This window comes from Leptolyngbya sp. AN10 (assembly GCF_050565645.1).
Lineage (GTDB): Bacteria > Cyanobacteriota > Cyanobacteriia > Leptolyngbyales > Leptolyngbyaceae > Leptolyngbya.
On sequence record NZ_JBNXVP010000052.1, the window covers coordinates 25,328 to 41,878 of the forward strand.

Consider the following 16,551-nt stretch of genomic DNA (forward strand, 5'->3'; position numbering starts at 1 on the left):
TTAGGTGGGATTTTCTCAGTTTTAGTCGTTAAACTGTTAGGAATTAAGACGAAAATTCTAATAATTCACCTCAGATTTTTCACAAACTGTAACCTTGATAAAAAAATGGCATCTGTGTACTAATTCCAGATGCCATTCGCACAAATGTTAAGCGAGATCAAACACAAGAATCTCTGCATCTTCTTGTCCAATCAGTTCTAAGGCGGGTTCTGCCTCGATCGCGGCAGCATCTCCAGCACTCAAAACTTCACCGTTTACGATCGCGCTTCCTCGCGCAATTTGTACCCACAGGTGACGCTGCGGAGCAATGTCATGCGTGACCTTTTCACCGTTGCCTAACACCGTTGCATACAGACTCAGATCTTGATGCACTGTCACAGAGCCGTCCCGTCCATCTTGCGAGGCGATTAAACGGAGTTTTCCTTGCTTCTCTTCTGGGGTGTAGAACTTCTGCTCATATCCAGGCGTTAAGTTCGATCGCTCTGGCAGCACCCAGATTTGCAGAAAGTGAGCCGTATCGGTTTTGGAAGCGTTGTATTCGCTGTGGGTGACTCCGGTTCCTGCGGTCATGCGCTGAACTTCACCGGGACGAATGACGGATTGATTGCCCATGCTGTCTTGGTGTTCTAATCCTCCTTCCAGGACATAAGAAATGATTTCCATGTCTCGGTGCGAATGGGGCGCAAATCCGCCGCCGCCAGCAACCCGATCTTCATTAATCACGCGCAGTTTGCGGAATCCCATGTGCGCCGGATCATAATAGCTTGCAAAAGAAAAAGTGTGATACGAGTTCAGCCATCCGTGATCTGCATGTCCACGATCGTTCGCTTTACGAAGAGTCAACATAAAAACCTCCTTGGGATGTGATTGTTTGGATTCGTACCTTATGAGAATAAAGATAACACACGAACAGTTCAAATGCAAACAATTGGGCTAGGATTTCTCTAAGTCCGTAAGAATTCAGAAAGACTTACAAAACTTTTACAAATTTGCTCTAGATAGAACTCCGTACAAGTCCATGAAGCTACAGAATTCCAGCCCCGTAGAACGGTTTAAGCTGTTTTACGACTGCGTAACTTACCTGGCGAAATATAAAGTTTTCGTGAGGCAACCGTAATATAACGGAAAGATTTCAAGTAGTTTTGCAGGAAATCACGAAGTCTATAAAGAAATTTTGTGATTAAATACCAGTGACTAACCGCACTGCGCTCTGAGTGTCGCTCCCAGAGTTCGGTGTGAGTTTAGTAGGTTTGCGTCTGCCAACACTCTTCACACACAAGGAGAACTGAATGCGGCAATTATGGAGGTCATTCGTGATTCGATCGCGCTTTACCCTGAAGCGATTTTTGGTCGTGATGGCGCTTGGGATACTGGGTGCGATCGCGCTTTCTTGGGGACAGCACGGATTACTCGCGATCGAAGCTAATTTACAGGCTACCGGAAGCGCTTGGCGGGGGGCATCCTTCCCAGTGGAGAACTTCCAGGGCTATACTTCTCCGTTTGGCTATCGGACATCACCAGATGGGGGATATACGAGAGAGTTTCATCGCGGGTTGGACTTGGCAGCCCCAGAAGGGAGCTATATCCGCAACTGGTGGGCGGGAAGAGTGGTTGAAGTGTCCGACGGTAGCGCTTGCGGAACCTCGGTCGTGATTCAATCGGGTGACTGGGAGCATGTCTATTGCCACATGCAGGGATCAGCGGGTCGCGACGGTCAAGGGAAGTTTATTCGATCGGGCGATGTCAAAATTTACGAAGGTCAAACGATCGGGGCAGGCGATCGAATTGGTCGCGTTGGAATGACCGGACGAACTACGGGTCCACACTTGCACTGGGGATTGAAATATTCCAGTCAGTGGGTCGATCCGGCTTTGGTGCTTCGAGCGATGTACGCTGAACAGACTGGGCAACCCGTTTCGAGCCGCCCACAGTAAAGCCAATTACAGTAAAGCCAATTATTGTGCTTCTTTTAATTCATCGATCAACTGTTCGAGTTGGTCGATGTTTGCTTTATAGACCTCTCCACAGAAGTGGCAAGTTGCTTCTGCGCCTTTGTCGGTTTCGATCATGTCTTGCAGTTCGGCTTCTCCTAGAAGTTTGAGCGCACCAAGAACTCGATCGAATGAACATCCACAGTGGAAGCGCACGATCTGAGACGGAAAGATTTCTAATCCCAAATCTCCGAGTAATTCCTCGAAAATGCTCGGCAATGTTTTACCCGCTTGGAGCAAGGGCGTAAATCCTTGAAGCGTTGATAACCGAGACTCTAGAAGTTCAACCAATGCTGGATCACTCGCAGCTTTCGGCAGAATTTGAATCAAGAGACCGCCTGATGCTTGTACTCCATTCGGATCAACAAATACACCTAAGAATAAGGCAGAGGGCGTTTGTTCTGAAGTCACCAAATAGTTTGTGATATCGTCCCCAATTTCGCCTGAAACGAGTTCTACAGTGGAGCTATACGGGTATCCGTAGCCAACATCGCGAACGACGTAAACATATCCATCGGTTCCGATCGCACCTCCAACATCGAGCTTTCCTTTCGCATTCGGGGGCAATTCGACATCAGGATTATCTACATATCCGCGCACCGTTCCATCTGTGCCTGCATCAACCATTAATCCGCCCATTGGTCCATTGCCTCGGATGCGGATATTCACGCGAGATTCCGATCGCTTCATACTGGATGCCAGCAAGAGTCCAGCGGACATCGTTCTACCAAGTGCAGCGGTCGCAACATAGGATAATTTGTGGCGCTGTCTTGCTTCTTCAGTGAGACGGGTCGTGATCACTCCGACTGCCCGGATTCCACCCTCAGCGGCAGTGGCTCGAATTAACTGGTCTGCCATGAAAAATCTTGTTCCAATTCCGATACGCTTTCTCTAATTGTAACGATTCTTGTAGAGACCATCCGATTCAATCCGAGCATTGAGTTGGGATAAGGTCGCGTAACAGTTTAAACAGAAGGACGATTACAATACAGTCAATTCCCCCACCAAAAAATCGTTTGAATGTCACGATCGATAAAGTTATTTTTCTCGTACTCGCATCGAGATGAGGAACTGCGTGATCAGTTAGCGGCTCATTTGGCGACGTTGCAGCGCAAAAAGGTGATTGAGTCTTGGCACGATCGCAGAATTGTCGCGGGCGCAAAATGGGCGCAAGATATTGATGACAATCTCAATTTGGCGGATATCATTCTGCTGCTGATTAGTCCAGATTTTCTCAATTCTGACTATTGTTCAGTCACAGAACTCAATCAAGCAATGGAGCGTCATAACACGGGGAAAGCTTGTGTGATTCCGGTGATTTTGCGCCATGCGGATTGGCATGATGAACCCTTTGCGGCATTACAGGCGTTACCGAAGAATGCGAAACCGATCGTCACTTGGAGCGATCGAGACGAAGCTTTTTTGGATGTGGTGCGTGGAATTCGTGGGGCTGTCACTGCTTTATTAAACCAACGCGCAGAGACGACAACGCCAGAAACCGCACCAGCGGAAGCCGAAAGCCTTGATGCTCAAAGTATTCGAGAAACAGAAGCGATTACGACCGAGATTAAGCAATCGGGGAAGGGGGAGGAGCAGTATCGTGATGAAGTCTTGTTTTGTCTAAAGCAGGATGGCGGGGAAATTTCGGATATTAGCCGAGTCATTCTCAATGGATTACAGGAAAGTTTGGAACTTCCAGTCGATCGAGCAACGCAAATCGAAAATGAAATTGCTCGTCCGTTCAAGATTTTCCGCAAAGCTGTGATTGATCTGAAAATTCAAGCTGTGACACCTGAAATTCAGGCGCGACTCGATCGATTACAGCAAACCTTAAAACTCAGCAACGAGGATGCAGCGGCGATCGTCAAAAGCGTTTTATCTGCGATCGCACCTCCAGAACCAGCGATCGTTGTTCCATCACAGCCATCGTTGCCAACCTTCAGCTTTGAAATTATTACGGTGAACGATCGAGGAAAAGAAATCGATCGTCGTCCAGATCAAGCAAGCTATCTCAGAGAAGAACTGGCAAAAGGCGTTTTTCTCAATATGGTTTCGATTCCAGGTGGAACGTTTTGGATGGGAGCCGCAGAGGGAGAATTAGAAGCAAGAGATAACGAAAAACCTCGGCATCAAGTGACGATCGAGCCGTTTTACATGGGCAAGTTTGCCGTCACTCAGGCGCAATGGACGGCGATCTCGACTCTGCCAAAAATTAATCGTGATCTCAAACCAGATCCTTCTAATTTCAAAGGGGTAAATCGACCTGTTGAGTGTGTGACTTGGGATGATGCGATCGAGTGTTGCGATCGCTTGTCTCGTAAAACTGGAAATCAATATCGCTTACCCAGCGAAGCGGAATGGGAATATGCTTGTCGGGCTGGAACAAAGACACCTTTTCATTTCGGGGAAACGATTACGCCTGAATTGGTGAATTATGACGGCAATCAAACTTATGCGAATGCTGCGAAAGGAACTTACCGGGGGCAGACGATCGACGTAGAGAGTTTCTCACTGAATGCGTTTGGTTTGTATCAGATGCACGGAAATGTCTGGGAATGGTGTGCAGACTCTTGGCATGAGAGCTACGAAAACGCGCCTGCTGATGGTCGCATATGGGAAACCGAGAGCGATCAAGAAAATGCTGCAAGAGTACTGCGTGGCGGCTCCTGGTTCAACTATCCGTGGCTCTGTCGTTCTGCGTTTCGCAACGTGTTCAGGCGCGGCTATTCTGACTACTGGATTGGGTTTCGCCTCGCTCTTTCTTGCCCCAGTACTTCTAATCGCCAGAACTTGTCAGTGAGAGATTGACAAGGTGTGCATGAGGAGTCCAGTCGTCGTCCTGCGATGCTGGCAACAGTTTCCGAAAATCAACCGGAGCTAGGCAGCTTAGTAGGATGTTGAGCAGTTGTCTAGTTCCGTTTTCGCGATCGTTCTTCCGTAATTCGATTCCCACCAAGATTCCTGCATTCCCAACCAGATTCTTCTATTCCCGCTTTGATTTCTCAGTTCCCGACTTGATTTCTCGATTCCGCAGTTAAGAATCGCGATCGCTGTCCCTGTTTGGCTTCTACCGGGAATATTGAAGAGACAAAACTTAAGGAGCAAACTAATGCCCTCTGTAGATACGACTAAACGACTACGAGAAGCCGTCCTTCAAGACGACATCAAAGCACTTCGAGGCGCAAAAGGCTTCGAGAATTACGTCGCGTTTCGTCCCGAAGCCAGAATTTCATTCATGTGCGAACTCGAAGAAAAAATGCGAATCGCACAAGAAGCGGAAATCCAAGCCAAAGCGCAATACCGCGCTCTACTTGATACGGCTCAACAAGCCGAATGGGATTTTCATAACGCTGTTCTGAGCATGAAAAAATCGGTACTGGCTCAATATGGCGACGACAGCAATGAAGCGGAAGCGGTCGGCTACGTCAAAAAATCAGCCCGTAAACGACCCCAGCGATCGACTCCGGTTGAGTCTGCCTCCGCCTAAGAATTGGAACCCAAAAAGCGCGATCGCGTTATTCCTTATCGAGAAATGCGATCTCGCTTTTACGGAATTAGAGGTTGAGCAATTGCCCGAAGTAAAATGAGAGGCAAGCACTGTAAACGGAATCAAGCCTATGACTGCTCGACAACCTCGCTATCCGAAAGAAGAATTTGCTCGACGAGGCGACGAGATCTATGAAACTCAAGTACGCCCTCAAGTTGAGGAAGGCAATCACGGCAAAATTGTTGCAATCGACATTGAAACCGGAGCGTTTGAGGTTGCAGACGAAATTTTGACCGCTACCGATCGCTTATTCGAGCGGATTCCTGATGCCCAACCTTGGATCGTTCGCATTGGTCATCGTGCTGTGCATCGTTTTGGTGCGCGGAGTTTGAGAAAGTCCGTATGATGCAAGGTGTCGTCAATTTAAGCTGTGAAGCAACAATTTCGCTGGTCATCCGCAACGCAAACCGTCAAACCCAATTGATTAATGCTGTGATTGATACAGGGTATACAGGTTTTTTAAGCTTACCGCGTGAAATCATTGTTGCTCTGGATTTGCCTTGGACGGGTATCGATCGTGGAACATTGGGCGATGGCAGTGAAGTCACGTTTGAGGTTTATGTCGCAACCATCATTTGGGATGGGCAATATCGAAACATCCCCGTAAATGAAGCGGAGACTGATCCGCTCGTTGGGATGAGTCTTCTGTACGGTTACGATTTGTTTATTCGAGCAGTCGAAGGCGGAAACGTCACTATCAAGATTATCGAATCTGCCTCGATCTAAACGATTCACAAAAAAGCGCGATCGCACTCTCTCATCAAGAAGCACGATCGCGCTTTTTATCATCCGACCTACAGATTATCCAACTGCTTCTTGAGATCTTCGAGTTCCGAATCGATCGCGGCATCTTTCGGAGCCTGCGTCGTCTGCGATTGCGGTGCTGCCGTTCCCGGTAAGGTCTGTTGCGGTTGCGCCGAACCTGCCAACATTTGCTGCTTCATCGCTTCGAGTTCCAGATCCACATCGCCCGACTCTAATGATCGAAACTGCGCTTCGAGATCGGCTCCTGCCAATTCTGCTGCGGCTTGCGATCGCGCTTCAAGCTGTAAGACTTTATCCTCCATCCGCTCGAAGGCTGCCATCGCAGTACTGGTTCCCATATTGTTCACCATCCCTTGAAGTTGCTCTTGTGCCTTCGCTGCACTCGCACGTGCTTTGAGCATATCCTTCTTGGTCTTGGCTTCCGAGATCTTACCCTCAAGAGCGATGAGGCTGCGCTTGAGCGTGTCTACCTGGCTGGATTGGGTATCCAGTTGCGTTTTGAGCGCGGTTGCCGTCTCGGTGTGGGTTTTCTTGCGGGTCAGCGCTTCACGTGCCAGAGTTTCGTCGCCCTTCGTCAGTGCCAATTGTGCCCGTTGCTGCCAGTTATTCGATTCAGTTTGTGCTTGATTGTACTGCTGTTGGGTGCGTTTTTGAGACGCGATCGCTTGCGCCACGGCTTGACGAAGCTGCACCAAATCTTCCTGCATATCGATGACAGCTTGTTCCAGAATCTTTTCTGGATCTTCTGCCTTGCTTACCATGTCATTCACGTTGGAGCGGACAACGCGGCTGATGCGGTCAAATAATCCCATAGTTCTTTCCTTCTGGCGTTTCTTAGAGGTTCAGTTGCCGTTGCTTTATACGTTAGCCCACACCGCTGAGTTTGCAGTAGGTTTGGCTCATTTTCCCTTTAAAGTAGGGTTCGGAGCCACGTCAGATATGCAAATCGGGCAGCTTCCTTATAGTTTAAAAACTTCACGGGCAAATCGGTAACTTTCGCAGAATTTTTTTGGAGTTTGTTCATGGTTCCGGCTGTGTTTCTCGATAAAGATGGGACGCTAATCCCTGATATTCCCTACAATGTGGAGCCGAGCAAGATTACGCTTTCCGATTTTGCTGAGGTGGCGTTGGGGAAATTACGCGATCGTGGTTTTAAACTCATCGTCGTATCAAATCAGTCCGGAGTGGCTCGCGGCTATTTTCCTGAATCGGCTCTGATTGGGGTCGAGCAGCGCTTACAAGAATTGCTCAGTCCGATTCGATTGGATGGTTTTTACCACTGTCCCCATCATCCGCAGGGGAAACTTGCTGAATATCGGATCGAGTGTGAGTGCCGGAAGCCGAAAGCAGGAATGTTGCTGAAAGCGGCGAAAGAGCATGAGATTGATTTAGCTCGATCGTGGATGATTGGCGATATTTTGAATGATGTGGAAGCGGGGAGAACGGCAGGATGTCGATCGATTCTGATTGAAAACGGCAATGAGACGGAATGGATTTTGAATGACACACGAGAGCCGCATTTTCGAGTAGCGAATCTTGCAGAAGCGGCGGAAATTATTTTGAATGGATGAATTTCAAAATCTGCGCTGCTACAAATTCCGGTTCGTCAAAATGCGGGACGTGACCGGAATTTTCAGCCCAAATTAGTTCACTTCCAGCGATCGCGCTTTGAAATCGAGTCGCGTCTTTTATGCCCAAAATATCATCCCGCTTTCCCCAAATAATTAAAGTCGGTTGTTGAATTTGGTCGATCGATAACTCTTCATATCCGCCGCTTTGAGAAAAAGAAACGATCGCGTTTTTCCATCCCGCCATTTCTTGATGAAGTAACGAACAGCGAATCGTGTCAATGAGCGATCGATTAATCCAAGGTGCTGCACTCAGAGCCGCTTGTTTCCGAAAATGCAGCCAATCGGCTCCTAATGCTAACAATGATTCTGGAAGCCATTGACCGACGGGAAAACTTCCAGAGAATCCCACACTATCGATCAAGACCAGCGATCGCACCCATTCTGGATGATGCAGCGCAAAATCGATCGAGATTGCACCTCCCAATGATGCACCGATTAACACGATAGGTTGAGCAATCAAGGTTTGAATGACTTTTAGAAGATGTTGCCGAATTGATCGGGGTTCAACGGTTGAAATTGTTTCGGTAAATCCAAACCCTAACGGATCGATCGTCCAAGTCTCATTCTGAGCGGCGAGATGGGGAAACAATCGTCTGAACTCTAACACTGAGCTATCGAATCCGGGGATTAGCACGATCGGAGTTGTATTCGATCGTGCCGAATGAACATAAGCCGTTGCGACTTGATCAATGATTTGCCGTTCAATTTTTTGGAGAAGTGCGATCGCGTTCCTATCTTCGATCTGATTGACTGAAGCAGGAAGAAACTTAGGAAACATCTAATGCACCACAGCTAAAGAGATCGAGGTTCCTGAAAATCTTAATTCGACATCAGCGCAGGCAAGACTTTCTCTCCAAATACTTCAATAAATTGCTCTTGGTCGCGAGTAACATTATGCAGCAGCAATTCATCAAATCCAAGCTCAATATCTTGCTGCAACCATTCAAGATGTTGCTCTGGCTCAGATGAAACGCGAACCGACTCAGTAAGAGCCTCAGGAGTGACAGTTTCCCCCACTGAATCAAATTGCTGAGGCATTCTTAACTCAGTCATCACCGAATTTTTGAAAATGTTATTTCGCCATTGTTCATGCGCTTTTTGCAGTGCAGTCTCCGAATCTCGATCGTATCCCAATTGCACTTTCAACAGCATCGGTTTTCCGTCACCGCCACCCCGTCGAAACGCATCCACAACTTTCTTAAGTTCTTCTGGAGGTCGCGAAGTCGTAATCAACCCATCCGCCCAACTCCCAAGCCATTCGGCTGTTTCTGCGGTGACTGCCGCTCCAATGATCAAAGGTTGCACTTCAGGACGACTGTAGAGTTTCGCATCTTCAACCGTGACAAATCCTCTGTGAGTCACAGTTTCACCCGCCCAAAGTGCCCGCATGATTTCTACACACTCTTTCAGGCGAGAATTACGATCGCGTTTCGCCAACCACTTCTCGCCCGTGATATGTTCGTTCAAATTCTGTCCGCTCCCAACTGTGATCCAGAATCGACTGGGAAACATTTCGGCAAGAGTCGCAGCAGCTTGAGCAATGATTGTCGGGTGATATCGCTGTCCAGGTGCATTCACAATTCGATAATTCAGCGTTGGAGTCGCTTGCATGGCTGCTCCTAACCAAGACCAAGCAAATCCACTTTGTCCTTGCATCTCGCCCCAAGGATGAAAATGATCCGAAGATAAAGCGGCATTGAATCCTGCTTGTTCTGCGAATTGTACGTATCGGAGTAGTTCACTGGGTTTGAATTGCTCGTGGGAAGCGTGATAACCGATCTTTACCATAGTGATATGACTGAAAGGCGAGACTTCCTGGTTCTATCAAACACTTCTCTTTATTGCTTCGATCGACAGAAAGATTCGTCGATCGCACCTTTCACAATCCGCCTACAGTCAGAGGGACTTTCTCCTAGCCAGAACTAACTTGAAAACATTGCCGCCGCGAATGAGGAAACCGCACATGTCCGACACCACTGTTCAAAAAGTCGATTCTGGATCTTCACCGATCGGAGAGATGGGACAAAAGTATCTCGCCTCTGGAAAGACCGTTTCGATGCGCCTTTGGGAGAATGAGTCGCCAGGGGATGCGAAACCACCCACTCAGCGCGAGTATGAAACAGTTGGATATGTGCTGAGCGGTAAAGCAGAATTGCATCTTGAGGGACAAATGATTCTGCTTGAGTCAGGCGATTCTTGGGTCGTGCCGAAAGGAGCATCGCATACTTACAAAATTTTGGAATCGTTTAGCGCGATCGAAGCAACCAGTCCGCCTGCTCAAGTCCACGGACGCGACGAGTAGGGTTTACCGCCAAAGCATTATTGTTCTGAAAACCCGGAAACATGGAATGCTGAGTTGTAGTACTTAGCGACTTCAGCATGTCCGTCTATGACGCATTCCTCAGACCGTCAATTCGTTTGGCAGCGAACCTGGGATCATTCGATCGATTTACTGCTCGAACAGATCTATCAAGCGCTCCTGCCTTCTGTTGAAATTCATAGCGTCGATCCTCACGATCCCGTGGAAGTTACTCATGTTCCTTCTCCTTGGCAAGTATTGGGCACAGGGAACTATGCGGCAGTGTTCACTCACCCTGATTTTCCAGAGCAAGTCGTCAAGATTTATGCCTCAAATCGCCCTGGATTTGACGAAGAACAGGAAGTGTACCGTCGCTTAGGTTCGCATCCAGCGTTTTCAGAATGTTTCTATGCTCATGAGAATCTGTTAGTGCTGAAACGACTGTATGGGATGACACTCTATGATTGTCTGCACTATGGCAAACGAATTCCGCCTTCTGTGATTCGAGATATCGATCGGGCACTGATCTATGCTCAAAGCCAAGGATTATTTCCCCATGATGTTCATGCCCGCAATGTGATGATGGCAGAGGGACAGGGATTAGTTGTCGATGTTTCGGACTTTCTGCACCCTGATTATTGTGCGAAGTGGGATCACTTCAAACGTGCTTACTACTGGTTGTATCTTCCGATCGTTGCTCCGTTACGATTGCGAGTACCTCATTCATGGCTCAACAGGATTCGTAAAACTTACCGTCGCCTAGACAAGAAACTTCTCAATCTTCGTGAAGCTATCAAAATTAGAACTATTCAGCGTTGAGCAGCGTAATTTGATCGACTGCGGCTCGGTATCGTTCTACGTTGCTCATTCGAGAGAAGAACCTTGCCGCCTGTTTAAAGTCCGCGATCGCAGCCTTGGAATTACCGAGTTGACTGTAAACTCGACCACGATCGTAAAATCCCTCACCAAGATTGCCCTCACCCCATTCTCGATTGATCCTAATCGCCTCAGTTAGCGCTTTCAGTGCCTGTTGAGGTTGTTTTAGCACAGCATAGATTCTAGCTTGATTCGAGTACGTGAGCGAGGTTGGTCTAAGCTGAATTGACCGCACATAGTCATTCAGTGCACCTTGATAATCTCTCATCATACTTTTCACTGCACCTCGATTGGAGTACAAACCTTCATCGTTTGGATAGCGCCGAATTGCTTCGTTCAAAATTGCCAATGCTTTTTGATAGTTACCCTGTCGAATTTGAAGATTGCTTGCCAGGAAATAGTTTTGAACCTGTTGACGCTGTTGAGCAACAGTGCTTCGTCGTCCTGGAAGACGATTGACAGCCGCGATCGGGATCGCAAAATTGAGATTTGTTCCAGGGTATCCTCCTCGCACAACGCCAATGACATTGCCCTCATCATCAAGCAAAGGTCCGCCAGATCCTCCGAAGCTAGAGGTTGCAGTGAATTGAATCTGACCCGATTGATCGATGCGGCTGACGATTCCATCACTGAGGGTTCGCGTTAAGCCTCTCGGATTACCGATCGCAAAAGCTCTCTGCCCAACTTTAGGCGGGACGGGTTGAAATCTCAAACTTGGAAGCCGCCGCTTGGAACGGATTTGGATGAGTGCTAAGTCTACCTGAGGATTGCGAGACACAACCACTCCTGGGTAAGTCGATCCATCTGCTAACCGAACAATGACTTGTCGGCTCGTTCCAACCACATGACTGTTTGTCAAAATCATCCCTTGAGCATTGGCAATAAATCCGCTTCCACTACCGACCTTTGGAACCTCGATCGAGACGACCGCAGGACTCGATCGTTGATAGAGAACTTCTGGATCAAGGGCAAGCGCCGAGTAGGTCAATCCTAGAGAAACCGCTAACGTATTTAGGGCGGTCACAAGCATAGATAGTGATTTCATCGATTACTCTCCTTTACAAACATCATGCAAGAGAAACTGCTGAAACTACAGATACCAAGCTTCTAATCGGGTTTTTGCAAAATTGCTTTTCTATTATCATGATTACTTTCCGACAATATTGTTCAGTTCTTCTCCGATCGTAGGTAAGTGGTGCTCAAAAACTATTCGCTTTACATACAGACTCGATTGGTCGATGAGCGCAAGCTGAATTGCCGGAAGGTGCAACAGGACTCAATAGCAACCGTGTTCTTTTAGAACTGATCTGGGTCGATCGGCTCCTGAGTCATATTGCCTTCTGCGCCGCAGGGAAACAAGGCAATGTCCCAATTCTGTTGTGAAAGCTTGACCTTGAGCGGTTGTTCCGATGAGTCTTTCTCCATGAGCTGAGTGTAGCGAGTTTCTTCCCCAAATAAATGTTTTTCTCCATACCATTCAATTCCCGTAGCATATCGAATCTTATAGCTGTCAGATGGAAGCTTCAGGTCTACTTTTTCACCCGCTCGGATAAATGCGGTCAGCACCATCTGATTTGAGTTCCACTCTACGACTCTGACAAAGTAATGCTGCTTTTTAAGCAGCGCGCTATTCTCTGTTTCAGGGCATTCTTTGTGAAATCCAGATCCATCTGGCGCTTTGGAAGGAGCAGAATAGATTCTCAGTTTTCCTGAACCTGCATCTATGGAGGAAGCAGTTTCTTTCGTGTTACTTGCTGTGCTAGTGGCGTAGTTTTCAAGAACACCAGTCGGCGGCACAGCGACAGGGGGAAGTGAGGGAGTCGATCGAGGCGAGGGTGCATCAACAGTCGTTCCCATGAGATTGTTGAGCGGTTCCTTGATCACTTTGCCGAGTCCTACTCCAGCAACGACAACAGGTACAACGATTCCAAGTGTTTTAAGCATATTGATATCCTCCTAGAAAGTTGAAGTTCGCGGTTTAGTCCGCTTCGCCAATCAGCGTAAAAGCTGCCCAATAGTAAGGAGAAGCAAAGTCTGGATGCTTCATCGTCGTTAGCATTGCTTGTCGGAGTGCCCTAGCACGATCGTTTCGTTGAGTGTTCTGCAAATTGCGATAAAACTCGCTCATCAACACTGAGGTAGACACATCGCTAATGCTCCATAAGCTCACCACTACACTCGGTACTCCTGCTGCAACCAGCGATCGCGATAAGCCAACGATGCCATCGCTCGTGACATCTCCTTGAGCCGTATCACAAGCACTTAAGACGACGAGTTCTGCGGTCAGATTCATCCCAAGAATTTCAGTCGGGGTGAGTAAGCCATCATCGACCTGATTGGGGCGATTCGGAGCAAGGACGATCGCGCCAGGTGCTTCGCCGTTGTTGCGCGTCAGTAAACCATGCGTTGCTAGATGAATGAATCGGGCTTGTGGCATCTGTTTGACCACTGCGGCTTCGGTAGCAGCAGACCCAATCATGGGTGTGGTTCTGAACAACTGGGCGATCGTTCGGGCTTCTTGTTCGGCTGCGGGTAAAGGACTGAGATTGACTTCGGATAGCTTCGGTAAGGTGGGATTGCCGACAACTAAGGCAGTGCGATCGCGGCGGGAATTGAGGCGTTGTTGGTTTTGCTGGGTGAGGCTCAAGACTTGAATCGAGGGGGCACTGAGGAGAGTGTGCTGCTCGATCAGATAGTTCCCTTTGGCATCCATGAGAGCAGGGAAGGGGACTAAAAAGAGTTCGTTTTGGGGGATGAAGATGACGCGATCGTTGGGATTTTTGGGGAGTAAATCTGCGATCGGTTCAATTAACAATTGGTGCAACTTTCGGAGTTGATAGCTGCCAAATCGGTTCAATCGATCGTTGTTCGTTTGGGGGAGAGGAGTGCTAGAGCGACGAGCACCACGCTGGAGTTCGCCACGAGTGACAGACACTAACTCTTGCAGTTCTACCCTTGAGAATTGGTATGGCGTTTTGCGGAACTGAATCTGTCCGGTGGGACGAACAAGCCAAATGTATAACTCTTTCCCAAGCACTGAATACTCTACTAGCGTGGCGTTCTGTTGTTTAGCAACCCGCTGAATTTGGGCAATAGTGGGAGGTTGACTTAGACGTTGAATTGTTTGAACCTCATTAGGATTGCCTGCTAGTCGAGTTGCGAGTAATTCGACGAGAGCACGAGTCCGTCCGCGCTCTGCAACTTCAAGCGCAGCCGTCGTTTTGTTTTGAGCAACGAGCGCAATTTGCAGCCAGTCGTAGGGATTTCTTTGAGTTTCGTTCAGACTAATTTTGTCGGGATCTTGGAGTCCAGGTCGAAGCTGTTCATAAGCAGCGATCGCTTGGTAGAGAGACTGTTCTGCGGCACGATACTGTTTCAATTTAATTAAGAGCGCTCCCATAATGCTAAGCGTTTTTCCTTCGCCTGATCGATCCCGCACAGTTCGCTGAATCTGCAACGCCTGCTGATAGAAATCCAATGCCTTCGGGTACTGTCCAATGTTACTGTAGCCCCTTCCGATACCGCTGAGTGTTGCGCCTTCGCTTAGTCGATCCCGCACAGTTCGGTGAATTTGCAGTGCTTGCTGACGGAAATCTAATGCTTTCGAGTCCTGTCCAAGTCCTTGATAGACTGCTGCGATGTTGCTGAGCGTTGCACCTTCGCCTCTGCGATCCTGCATCGTTCGCTGAACCTGCAATGCTTGCTGAAGGAAATCTAATGCTTTCGAGTCCTGTCCAAGACTCAAGTAGACTAATCCGATGCTGCTGAGTGTCGTGCCTTCGCTTGGTCGATCCTGCACAGTTCGCTGAATCTGCAATGCTTGCTGAAGGAAATCTAATGCCTTTGGGTACTGTCCAAGTTGCCAGTAGAGCGTTCCTATGCCAGTCAGCGCTCCTCCTTCACCTCTTCGATCTTGCACCGTTTGCTGAATCTTCAATGCCTGCTGATAAGAGCCTAATGCCTTTGAATACTGCCCAAGACTCCAGTAGAGCGTTCCCATACCGATGAGCGTTAGGCTTTCGCCTCTGCGATCGCGCATCGTTTGCTGAACCTTCAATGCCTGCTGATAAGAGACCAATGCTTTCGGGTACTGTCCAAGGCTCAAGTAGACCGCTCCGATGCCGCTGAGTGACGCGCCTTCGCCTCTTCGATCTTCAATCTGCTGATACAGTTTCAACGCCTGCTGATACACATTGAGTGCTTCGTTGAATCGGGAAACAGCGAAAAGTTGATTGCCTTGTTTGCGTAACTGATCTGCTTGTGTCTTTCTAGAATCACTGATCGTTGTTTGAGCGAGAACACGCGGAGGCATCGACAGCGCAGCGGGAAAACTACTGAGCAGAGCGATCAAGAGTAGGAAACGAGCAGCAATCTGAGTGGGGGGCATGGATTTCTCTGATGAAGATAAGACGCTGTAACTATTGTTATTGTTCTTAGTTGTTTAAGCGATGCAGATTGACCCCTGGGAATCGATTCGTCTGTGAGCAGCGATCGCAATTTTTTCCCTTTTGCAATTTTTTCACCTTTAAAGTGTGGAGTGGGAAAAATTGGTAGCCTCGTTAGCGCTAATTCGCGGAGACCGTAATAGCTGCTTCGATCTGCTTGAGGCGATCGCTCCAGCTTTTTTGCGATCGAGCTTCCGAACTAGCAAGAGAATTCAGCAAATTCAGTACCGCAGGTCGAGAACTTTTTCGGGCTTCTGCGATCGCGTCATACCACAGCCCCGACTCTGCATATCGCTCACTGCGCTGTTGTGGATTCTGAACAGTCTCCAGTTGCGATCGCAATGCTGCTGTTAGTTGAACGATCTCAACTTTTGCCGTTGCGACCACATTGAGCGATGGTGTGTTCGGATCGCAAATCAATGCGACTTGCCAAACGTAAGATTGTCCAACCTCTAACTCAGGCTGCTCTTTCGGTAGAGAAAACTGCATGAGTCCAGATTGACTCCGCATCTGAGTTCGGTATAACAGTTGTCCGTTGTTGCGGAACAGTCGAAATTGCAGCAGATAAGGTTGTCGATCGGGCACAAACCAGATAAATGTGGGGCGTAGAGAAATCGTTCGCCCTACATGGCTCAGGGGAGCGAGCGGAGTCAATCCAATGGACTCACTACTACAACTGCCTCCACGAGTGGTATTTGTCCCTGTGTCTCTGGGTGCAGAAGGCGTTTTGGGGGGACGATATTTTGCGGTTCCTACGGAGTTGCGCGGAGCGCAAACTGCAACTGGAGCTAATAGAAGTACTACACTCAGAACACATCCAGCCCTCAGTGCATGGTGTCGGGTTCGACGCTTGGATATCTCAGTCATCGATCAATAGACCTCCTGCACGAATCAAATTGGATGAGCAAGCTCATAGTTCAGCAAGCCTGCGATCAAGTTGAACCGTAGCCCAAATCGCCTGCGACGGTTACGGTAGCGCTCCGATAAGATGCGAAAA

General features: G+C 48.3%; 18 protein-coding genes and 1 pseudogene. 9 read left to right on the top strand and 10 right to left on the bottom strand.

Translation table 11 applies throughout. The features are described from left to right. Window positions 1-147: 147 nt before the first annotated feature. Complete coding sequence (locus tag ACQ4M5_RS36940) at window positions 148-846, bottom strand: pirin family protein (protein ID WP_430680782.1); 699 nt, start codon at window positions 844-846, stop codon at window positions 148-150. A gap of 443 nt (window positions 847-1,289) precedes the next feature. On the opposite strand from ACQ4M5_RS36940, the gene ACQ4M5_RS36945 reads away from it, so the two are divergent. Continuing rightward, entirely contained in the window at window positions 1,290-1,934 is a 645-nt protein-coding gene (locus ACQ4M5_RS36945) for a M23 family metallopeptidase (RefSeq protein ID WP_430680783.1), read from the top strand. Window positions 1,935-1,955: 21 nt separating this feature from the next. Here the strand turns inward: ACQ4M5_RS36945 and hslO are convergent, their stop codons facing one another. After that, window positions 1,956-2,849, bottom strand: coding sequence for an Hsp33 family molecular chaperone HslO (gene hslO / locus ACQ4M5_RS36950; protein ID WP_430680784.1), 894 nt, complete (start codon window positions 2,847-2,849; stop codon window positions 1,956-1,958). A gap of 162 nt (window positions 2,850-3,011) precedes the next feature. Between hslO and ACQ4M5_RS36955 the strand changes: the two genes are divergently transcribed. From ACQ4M5_RS36955 to ACQ4M5_RS36970, 4 genes are all read left to right on the top strand, one after another. Continuing rightward, on the top strand, window positions 3,012-4,799 hold the full coding sequence (locus tag ACQ4M5_RS36955) for an SUMF1/EgtB/PvdO family nonheme iron enzyme (RefSeq protein ID WP_430680785.1): 1,788 nt from the start codon (window positions 3,012-3,014) through the stop codon (window positions 4,797-4,799). A gap of 301 nt (window positions 4,800-5,100) precedes the next feature. After that, window positions 5,101-5,478: a hypothetical protein gene (locus ACQ4M5_RS36960; protein ID WP_430680786.1), complete on the top strand. Its 378-nt coding sequence runs from the start codon at window positions 5,101-5,103 to the stop codon at window positions 5,476-5,478. Between the two features lie 130 nt (window positions 5,479-5,608). Beyond that, window positions 5,609-5,884: a hypothetical protein gene (locus ACQ4M5_RS36965; protein WP_430680787.1), complete on the top strand. Its 276-nt coding sequence runs from the start codon at window positions 5,609-5,611 to the stop codon at window positions 5,882-5,884. Next, entirely contained in the window at window positions 5,881-6,264 is a 384-nt protein-coding gene (locus ACQ4M5_RS36970; RefSeq protein WP_430680788.1) for a clan AA aspartic protease, read from the top strand. The genes ACQ4M5_RS36965 and ACQ4M5_RS36970 overlap by 4 nt, the downstream gene beginning before the upstream one ends. 68 nt (window positions 6,265-6,332) lie before the next feature. Here ACQ4M5_RS36970 and ACQ4M5_RS36975 read toward each other — a convergent pair whose 3' ends face one another. Further along, window positions 6,333-7,115 carry a PspA/IM30 family protein gene (locus ACQ4M5_RS36975; RefSeq protein ID WP_430680789.1) on the bottom strand — a complete coding sequence of 261 codons (783 nt, stop codon included), beginning with the start codon at window positions 7,113-7,115 and terminating at the stop codon, window positions 6,333-6,335. A gap of 210 nt (window positions 7,116-7,325) precedes the next feature. On the opposite strand from ACQ4M5_RS36975, the gene ACQ4M5_RS36980 reads away from it, so the two are divergent. Continuing rightward, window positions 7,326-7,874, top strand: coding sequence for a D-glycero-alpha-D-manno-heptose-1,7-bisphosphate 7-phosphatase (locus ACQ4M5_RS36980; RefSeq protein ID WP_430680790.1), 549 nt, complete (start codon window positions 7,326-7,328; stop codon window positions 7,872-7,874). On the opposite strand, the gene ACQ4M5_RS36985 is transcribed toward ACQ4M5_RS36980, so the two are convergent. Both ACQ4M5_RS36985 and ACQ4M5_RS36990 read right to left on the bottom strand, forming a co-directional pair. Next, window positions 7,858-8,712: an alpha/beta fold hydrolase gene (locus ACQ4M5_RS36985; RefSeq protein ID WP_430680791.1), complete on the bottom strand. Its 855-nt coding sequence runs from the start codon at window positions 8,710-8,712 to the stop codon at window positions 7,858-7,860. The two genes, ACQ4M5_RS36980 and ACQ4M5_RS36985, sit on opposite strands and share 17 nt — an antisense overlap. Before the next feature lie 41 nt (window positions 8,713-8,753). Then, the gene (locus tag ACQ4M5_RS36990; RefSeq protein ID WP_430680800.1) at window positions 8,754-9,728 is read right to left on the bottom strand and encodes a TIGR03885 family FMN-dependent LLM class oxidoreductase; all 975 of its coding nucleotides are present in this window, start codon (window positions 9,726-9,728) and stop codon (window positions 8,754-8,756) included. A gap of 169 nt (window positions 9,729-9,897) precedes the next feature. On the opposite strand from ACQ4M5_RS36990, the gene ACQ4M5_RS36995 reads away from it, so the two are divergent. After that, entirely contained in the window at window positions 9,898-10,236 is a 339-nt protein-coding gene (locus ACQ4M5_RS36995; protein WP_430680792.1) for a cupin domain-containing protein, read from the top strand. A gap of 87 nt (window positions 10,237-10,323) precedes the next feature. Continuing rightward, window positions 10,324-11,052: a serine/threonine protein kinase gene (locus ACQ4M5_RS37000; RefSeq protein ID WP_430680793.1), complete on the top strand. Its 729-nt coding sequence runs from the start codon at window positions 10,324-10,326 to the stop codon at window positions 11,050-11,052. Here ACQ4M5_RS37000 and ACQ4M5_RS37005 read toward each other — a convergent pair. The 4 genes from ACQ4M5_RS37005 to ACQ4M5_RS37020 form a co-directional block, all read right to left on the bottom strand. Further along, entirely contained in the window at window positions 11,039-12,154 is a 1,116-nt protein-coding gene (locus tag ACQ4M5_RS37005; protein ID WP_430680794.1) for a trypsin-like peptidase domain-containing protein, read from the bottom strand. The genes ACQ4M5_RS37000 and ACQ4M5_RS37005 overlap by 14 nt on opposite strands. A 251-nt stretch (window positions 12,155-12,405) precedes the next feature. Next, on the bottom strand, window positions 12,406-13,053 hold the full coding sequence (locus tag ACQ4M5_RS37010; protein ID WP_430680795.1) for a hypothetical protein: 648 nt from the start codon (window positions 13,051-13,053) through the stop codon (window positions 12,406-12,408). A gap of 34 nt (window positions 13,054-13,087) precedes the next feature. After that, window positions 13,088-15,496, bottom strand: a complete 2,409-nt coding sequence (locus ACQ4M5_RS37015; RefSeq protein ID WP_430680796.1) for a CHAT domain-containing protein — start codon at window positions 15,494-15,496, stop codon at window positions 13,088-13,090. Window positions 15,497-15,674: 178 nt separating this feature from the next. Beyond that, the gene (locus ACQ4M5_RS37020) at window positions 15,675-16,208 is read right to left on the bottom strand and encodes a DUF928 domain-containing protein (protein ID WP_430680797.1); all 534 of its coding nucleotides are present in this window, start codon (window positions 16,206-16,208) and stop codon (window positions 15,675-15,677) included. 4 nt (window positions 16,209-16,212) lie between these two features. Between ACQ4M5_RS37020 and ACQ4M5_RS37025 the strand changes: the two genes are divergently transcribed. Then, window positions 16,213-16,431 (top strand): hypothetical protein, encoded by a 219-nt coding sequence (locus ACQ4M5_RS37025; RefSeq protein WP_430680798.1) that lies wholly within the window; start codon window positions 16,213-16,215, stop codon window positions 16,429-16,431. A gap of 14 nt (window positions 16,432-16,445) precedes the next feature. Here ACQ4M5_RS37025 and ACQ4M5_RS37030 read toward each other — a convergent pair. Further along, a pseudogene (locus ACQ4M5_RS37030) lies at window positions 16,446-16,551 on the bottom strand (IS5/IS1182 family transposase); the annotation flags it as partial.